The following is a 6,184-nucleotide window of genomic DNA, read 5'->3' on the forward strand; positions in this document are numbered from 1 at the left end:
GAACCCCGGTGAAACGGCACCACGTCATCGACAGCCCCTACGGGCCCCTCACCCTCGTCGCCGACGACGGCGTCCTGGCGGGCCTCTACATGGCCGGCCAGCGGCACCGGCCCGCGCAGGAGACCTTCGGGGAGCGCGACGACACGATCCTCGGCGAGGTGACGGAACAACTGGACGCGTACTTCGCCGGCGAGTCCCGGCGGTTCACGGTTCCCCTGCGGCTGACGGGAACACCGTTCCAGCGCGCCGTCTGGAAGCAGCTCCAGGCCATCCCCTACGGCCGGACCCGCACCTACGGCGAACTCGCCGAAGCCCTCGGCAACCCCGGCGCCTCCCGCGCCGTCGGACTCGCCAACGGCAGGAACCCCGTCGGCATCATCGTGCCCTGCCACCGCGTGGTCGGCGCCGACGGCGCACTCACCGGCTACGGCGGCGGCCTGGACCGCAAACAGCGCCTGCTGGACTTCGAGAGCGGAGCGGCCCTGTTCTGACCGCCGCCCCGCCACCGGCGCCCCCGACGGGCCACGGCGGCGCGGCCCGCGGCGGCAATGCGGCCGGCCAGGTGGGATTCGGGGTGTCGCACACCGACCTCGGCGGCCGCAGGGAACGGCTTGGCTACGCTCGCGCCCCTACCGGGTCAAGGAATCCGAGCGGACTGGGAGCGCAGCCATCGCCGAACCGAACTCCGGGGACGCCGCGTCCGCTCGCGGCGGACGGCCCGGCGACACCACCCCCTCGTCCCCCGGGGCCGCGCAGGACGCCCCGGCCGGACGCGCGGAACCGAACCCGTCCGCCCCGGGGAACCAGCCCGGGGAGGCCGAGCAGCTGAGGGCCATGCTGCGCCGGCCCGAGTACCGCAAGGCGCTGGTGTTCTCCGGGCTGATCGGCGTGCCGGTCTCCCTCGTGGCGTTCTGGTTCCTGGTCCTGCTGCACGAACTGGAGAACCTGCTCTGGGTGGACTGGCCGCACCACCTCGGCTGGAGCGACCCTCCCTGGTGGTGGCCGCTCCCCCCGGCACTCCTGTCCGGTCTCGCCGTCGCCCTGGTGGTGGCGCGGCTGCCCGGCCGCGGCGGGCACATCCCTGCCGCCGGCCTGCACGCCGGCGGTGCCTCCCCGTCCGCGCTCCCCGGAGTCGTCCTCGCGGCCCTGGCCAGCCTCCCGCTGGGGGCCGTCCTCGGCCCCGAGGCACCGCTGATCGCGCTCGGCGGCGGGCTCGCGCTGTTCTTCCGGGACCTGCTGCGGGCTCCCGCGACCAAGGCCGGCACGGCGCTGCTCGGCGCCGCCGGCGCCGCGGCGGCGATCTCGGCGATCTTCGGCAGCCCGCTCGTCGGAGCCGTCCTGCTGATGGAGGTCGCCGGCGTCGGCGGGGCCCAGCTGTTCGCCGTGATGCTCCCGGCCCTGCTCTCCAGCGGCGTCGGCGCGATCGTGTTCACCGGGTTCGGCGACTGGACCGGGCTGAAGACCGGGTCCCTGAAGGTCGGGCTGCCCGCACCGCCCAGCCTCGACACCGGGGACGTCGTCTGGTCGGTGCTCATGGCCCTCGCCATCGGCGTCGGCGTCCACTGGGTGATCGTCGGCGGTCGGATCGTCGCCCGCGCCGTGTCCGCGCACATCCTGCGCACCACGGTGCTGTGCGCGCTCGGCGCGGCCGGCTGCGCGGCCCTGTACGCGGGGATCACCGGGCGCTCCCCGTCCGAGGTCGCGCTGTCGGGGCAGAGCACCCTGGAGCAGCTCGCCGGCGACCCGCACGCCTGGTCGGTCGGCAGCCTGGTCGCCGTGGTGCTGCTCAAGGCGGTCGCCTACGCGCTGTGCCTGGGCAGCCTGCGCGGAGGCCCGGTCTTCCCCGCGCTGTTCCTCGGCGGTGCCACCGGGGCGCTGCTCGCGCCGCTCCCGGGATTCGGTGTGGTGCCCGCGATGGCGGCCGGCATGGCCGCCGCCTCCGCCGCGGCGCTCCGGCTCCCCGTCAGCTGCGTGGTGCTGGTGGTCCTCATGGTCGGCAACTCGGGGACCGTCCCGGTGATCGTCCTCGCCGCGGTCGTCTCCTTCGTCACCGTCGAACTCCTGCCGCAGGGGCCCGACATCCCGCCGTTCAAGCCGGCCGCGCCTCGAAAGCGCGGTCCAGGGACTCGTCCAGCGTCGTCGCGGCCATGATCAGGGACAGGTGGGTGAACGCCTGCGGGACGTTGCCGAGCTGCTCGCCGCTCGGGCCGATCTCCTCCGCGAACAGGCCCACGTGGTTGGCGTACGTCTGCATCTTCTCGAAGGCGTAGCGGGCCTGGGGGAGCCGCCCCGCGCGGGCGAGCGCGTCGACGTACAGGAAGGTGCAGAGGCTGAACGTCCCCTCGCCGCCGCGCAGTCCGTCGGGGGAGGCCTGCGGGTCGTAGCGGTAGACCAGGCTGTCCGACACCAGGACGCGTTCCATGGCGTCGAGGGTGGACAGCCATCCGGGGCTGCGCGGCGAGATGAAGCCGACCCGGGGCGCCAGCAGCAGCGAGGCGTCGAGGACGTCGCCGTCGTAGTGCTGCACGAGGGCCTGCTCCTTGTCGCTCCAGCCCCGTTCCATGACCTGTTCGAGGATGGCGTCGCGGGCCTGCGTCCAGCGCCGGGTGTCGGCCGGCCTGCTGAAGTCGGCGGCCAGGCGCAGCCCCCGGTCGAAGGCCGCCCAGCACATCACCCGGCTGTAGGTGAAGTCCCGGCGTCCGCCGCGGGTCTCCCAGATGCCCTCGTCGGGCCGGTCCCAGGAGTCGGCGAGCCAGTCCAGCGTGCGGGCCAGGCCCTTCCAGCCGTGGTAGCCGGCCTGCTCGCCGATCTCGCGGCCCTGCGCCAGGGCGTACAGCGCCTCGCCGTAGATGTCGAGCTGCAACTGGTCCGCGGCGGCGTTGCCCGCGCGGACGGGATAGGAGTTCCGGTAGCCCTCGAAGTGTTCCAGGATCTCCTCCGTCAGGTTCGGGTCGCCGTCGACCCGGTACATGATCTGCAGCGGTTCGCCCGCGGTTCCGGCCCGGTCGGCGAAGCGTTCGCCCAGCCAGTGGGTGAACCGGGTCGCCTCCTCCACGTGTCCGAGGTCGAGGAGCGCGCGCACCGACAGCGAGCCGTCGCGCACCCAGGTGTAGCGGTAGTCCCAGTTGCGTTCGCCGCCGACCTGCTCGGGCAGCCCCATGGTGGCGGCGGCGACCGGGGCTCCGGTCGGGGCGTAGGTGAGGAGTTTGAGGGTGATCGCCGAGCGGTGCACCATCTCCAGCCACCGGCCGTGGTAGGTGGAGGTGCGCACCCACCGCTGCCAGAAGTCGACGTTGTCCCACACCTCCTCGGTGATCGCCTCGACGGTGGGCGCCGGGGGCGCCGCACTGTCCTGGCCGCACACCGTGAACACGACGCCCGCCGTCTCCCCGTTGCGCAGGGTGATGCCGCCCCGCACGTCCTGGCCGTCGCGTTCGAGGGGGATGCCTCCCTGGAGGTGGGCGGTGGTGCCCGGCGCCCGGAACGTGGCGGTGTCCGTGCCGAGTTCGAGTTCGTGGCCGGTGCGCGCGTAGTCGAAGCGGGGCCGGCACTCCAGGGTGAAGTGCACGGTGCCGCGCACGCAGCGCACGACGCGCACCAGACGGTGCCGGTCCGTGGGCGTCCGGTCGGTGACGACCGGCATGTGGTCGAGGACCTCGCCCACGCCGTCCGGGGACAGGAAGCGGGTCACCAGCAGGGCGGTGTCGGGGTAGTACAACTGCTTCCAGGTGCCCTCGGGATGTTCGGGCGCGAGCCGGAAGTAGCCGCCGCCCTCGTGGTCCAGGAGGGCGGCGAAGATGCTGGGGGAGTCGAAGCGGGGCGCCGCGAACCAGTCGACCACGCCGTGCGACGACACGAGGGCGGCGGTCTGGAGGTCCCCGATGAGACCGTGGTCGGCGATGGGCGGATAGCGGTCCATGCTGGTCTCCTTGTCGTGCGGCGCCGCGGGGGCCGTGGAGCCGGGACGCGCCCCCGGGGCGTCGCGGTCAGGCCGCCTCGGCCCGGACCCGGCCGGAGCGGACGGCGTCGACGAGTGCCTGGTGGTCGCGTTCGTTCTGGTCGGCGTAGCGTTCCGCGAACGTCACCAGCGCCCGGTCGAAGACGTCGCCGCCGCCGAGGTAGGAGGCGATCGCGATGCGGTCGCCGGAGCGCGCGTGCGCGCGGGCGAGGGTCGCCCCGCACAGTTCGCCGAAGGCCCGCATGCCGGAGGGGACCATCGCCTCGGGCTGTGCGATGCCCTTCCAGTCCCTCAACTGCCGCAGGTAGAAGTCCCGTCGGCGGCCGTCGATGCCGTCGACCCGCTCCCAGCCGAGGAAGATGTCGCTGGTGGCCTGCATGAGCCGCTGCCCGGAGACCACCCGCTCGCCCTGCGTCGGGTACCTGCTGGCGCCCGCGAACGGCGCGAGCACCGACTCGTCGGCCTCCTTGGCCTGGAGGAGCAGCGGATCGCCGTCGTCCCGGCCCAGCAGCAGGATGATCCAGCAGCGGGTTCCCACGCTGCCGACGCCGACGACCTTGCGGGCCACGTCGGCGACCCGGTACTGCTCCAGCAGGAACCGGCGGTCGGAGTTCAGGCTGCGGCCGTAGGAGCCGATCAGCCGGCGGAACTGGGTTTCCAGCGCGTCGCGTTCGACGTCGGGAAGCAGTTCGTCGAGCGGGGTGACCAGCGGCGGGTCCGAGATGATGCGGGCGCGGCCGTCGACGACGTGGGTGAGCTTGCCGAAGGCCTGGGCGCTGTCGCGGGTGCGGGCCTTGGCGGCGGACTGCGACCAGCGGGTGCGGGCCCGCTCGCTGAGCTCGCCCGCGAAGTGCGTGCGGACCCAGTCCTCGTCGAACCGGGTGTACCAGACGGGCAGGTTGCCCAACTCCGCGAAGCGGCGCATCCACACGCGGTAGGAGCGCACGGTGGCCCGGACGATGCCGGCCCGCTCCTTGGTGCCGAAGCCGTTGGCCCGGCCCGCGATGACGAGGCTGGCGGACAGCCGTTTGACGTCCCACTCCCACGGGCCGGGCAGGGTCTCGTCGAAGTCGTTGATGTCGAACATCAGCCGGCGTTCCGGGGAAGCCAGCAGACGGAAGTTCAACAGGTGCGCGTCGCCGCACAGTTGGGTCCTGATGCCGGACCGGGGCGTGTCGGCGAGGTCGCGGGCCATGATGGCGGCGGCGCCCCGGTAGAAGCGGAAGGGAGATTCCGTCATCCTGCCGTAGCGGATCGGCACGAGTTCGGGCAGCCGGTTCGCCGACTGCTCCTCGATGACGTCCACCGGGTCGGGCCGCTTCGGCGAGGGCGTGAAGTCGGCGTGCCCGGAGCGGGGAGCGGAGGCGCGGGCGGCCTTGCCGAGCGCTGCCCGCTCCTTCGGAGTGCGGTGCGGGGTCCGGCCGTCGGCCGGATGTTCGGGCGTCATACCGGCCACCGTCCCAAGGTCGCGGTCCGGGCCCGCAGGTCGGAATCAAAGGTGCCCGGCCCCCGTCCCTCACGGTAGTGCCGGGTGATATGTCCGGCGAGTCGGGCGCGGCCCGCCGGTGCCGGCGGGCCGCGCGGCGGGCGCCGCGTGAACGTGCGTCGGCATCGGTCCGGTGCTGCAATGGAGGGGAATCGAGGGGGGACTTCCGCGACCGACCACCCAGGGATGCAGCCGTGAGCGAAGACGATTTTGTCGAGATGGGACCGATCGACTACGTGGTCATCGAGTTTCCCGGCAGCCGGATGACGGGCGAGGGGTTTCCCCTGCTGGTCGATCTCGTGGACCGCGGACTCATCCGCATCCTCGACCTCCTGTTCGTGAAGAAGGAGGAGGACGGTTCGGTGGCCGGGCTGGAGATCGCCGACCTGACCGGAGACGGGGCGCTGGACCTGTCCGTCTTCGACGGCGTCTCCTCCGGACTGCTGGGCGAGGACGACATCGCCGAGGCCGGCCGGGCCCTGGAGCCCGGCAACTCCGCGGGCATCCTCGTCTACGAGAACCTGTGGGCCGCCCCGTTCGCCACCGCCCTGCGGCGCGGCGGCGCCCAGCTGGTCGCCTCCGGGCGCATCCCCGTGCCCGCCGTACTCGCCGCCCTCGACGCGACGGAGGCCGGGTGACGCGCGCCCGCCCCGTGTGACGGACGTGGGGGGCGCCGGGGGCGGGGGGGCCCCGCGCGCCCCCCCCCGCGCGGGGGCCCCCCGCCCGCAACCCCGGGGGGC

At 73.6% G+C, this 6,184-nt stretch carries 5 protein-coding genes; 3 read left to right on the forward strand and 2 right to left on the reverse strand.

Annotation, left to right across the window (positions count from 1 at the left end; all coding sequences use genetic code 11):
* The first annotated feature begins 8 nt into the window (after positions 1-8).
* Together ACGFS9_RS15180 and ACGFS9_RS15185 are read left to right on the forward strand one after the other, a co-directional pair.
* Positions 9-491, forward strand: coding sequence for a methylated-DNA--[protein]-cysteine S-methyltransferase (locus tag ACGFS9_RS15180; protein WP_393253421.1), 483 nt, complete (start codon positions 9-11; stop codon positions 489-491).
* A gap of 343 nt (positions 492-834) precedes the next feature.
* Complete coding sequence (locus ACGFS9_RS15185; protein ID WP_393253422.1) at positions 835-2,151, forward strand: chloride channel protein; 1,317 nt, start codon at positions 835-837, stop codon at positions 2,149-2,151.
* On the opposite strand, the gene ACGFS9_RS15190 is transcribed toward ACGFS9_RS15185, so the two are convergent.
* Both ACGFS9_RS15190 and ACGFS9_RS15195 read right to left on the reverse strand, forming a co-directional pair.
* A complete protein-coding gene (locus tag ACGFS9_RS15190; RefSeq protein WP_393253423.1) occupies positions 2,090-3,919 on the reverse strand; it encodes a glycoside hydrolase family 15 protein in 1,830 nt (609 codons plus the stop codon). The two genes, ACGFS9_RS15185 and ACGFS9_RS15190, sit on opposite strands and share 62 nt — an antisense overlap.
* Before the next feature lie 67 nt (positions 3,920-3,986).
* Positions 3,987-5,405, reverse strand: coding sequence for a DUF2252 domain-containing protein (locus ACGFS9_RS15195; RefSeq protein WP_393253425.1), 1,419 nt, complete (start codon positions 5,403-5,405; stop codon positions 3,987-3,989).
* Positions 5,406-5,662: 257 nt separating this feature from the next.
* Between ACGFS9_RS15195 and ACGFS9_RS15200 the strand changes: the two genes are divergently transcribed.
* Complete coding sequence (locus ACGFS9_RS15200) at positions 5,663-6,082, forward strand: DUF6325 family protein (protein WP_393253491.1); 420 nt, start codon at positions 5,663-5,665, stop codon at positions 6,080-6,082.
* Positions 6,083-6,184 lie beyond the last annotated feature (102 nt).

The organism is Streptomyces sp. NPDC048566 (assembly GCF_043199735.1).
GTDB lineage: Bacteria > Actinomycetota > Actinomycetes > Streptomycetales > Streptomycetaceae > Streptomyces.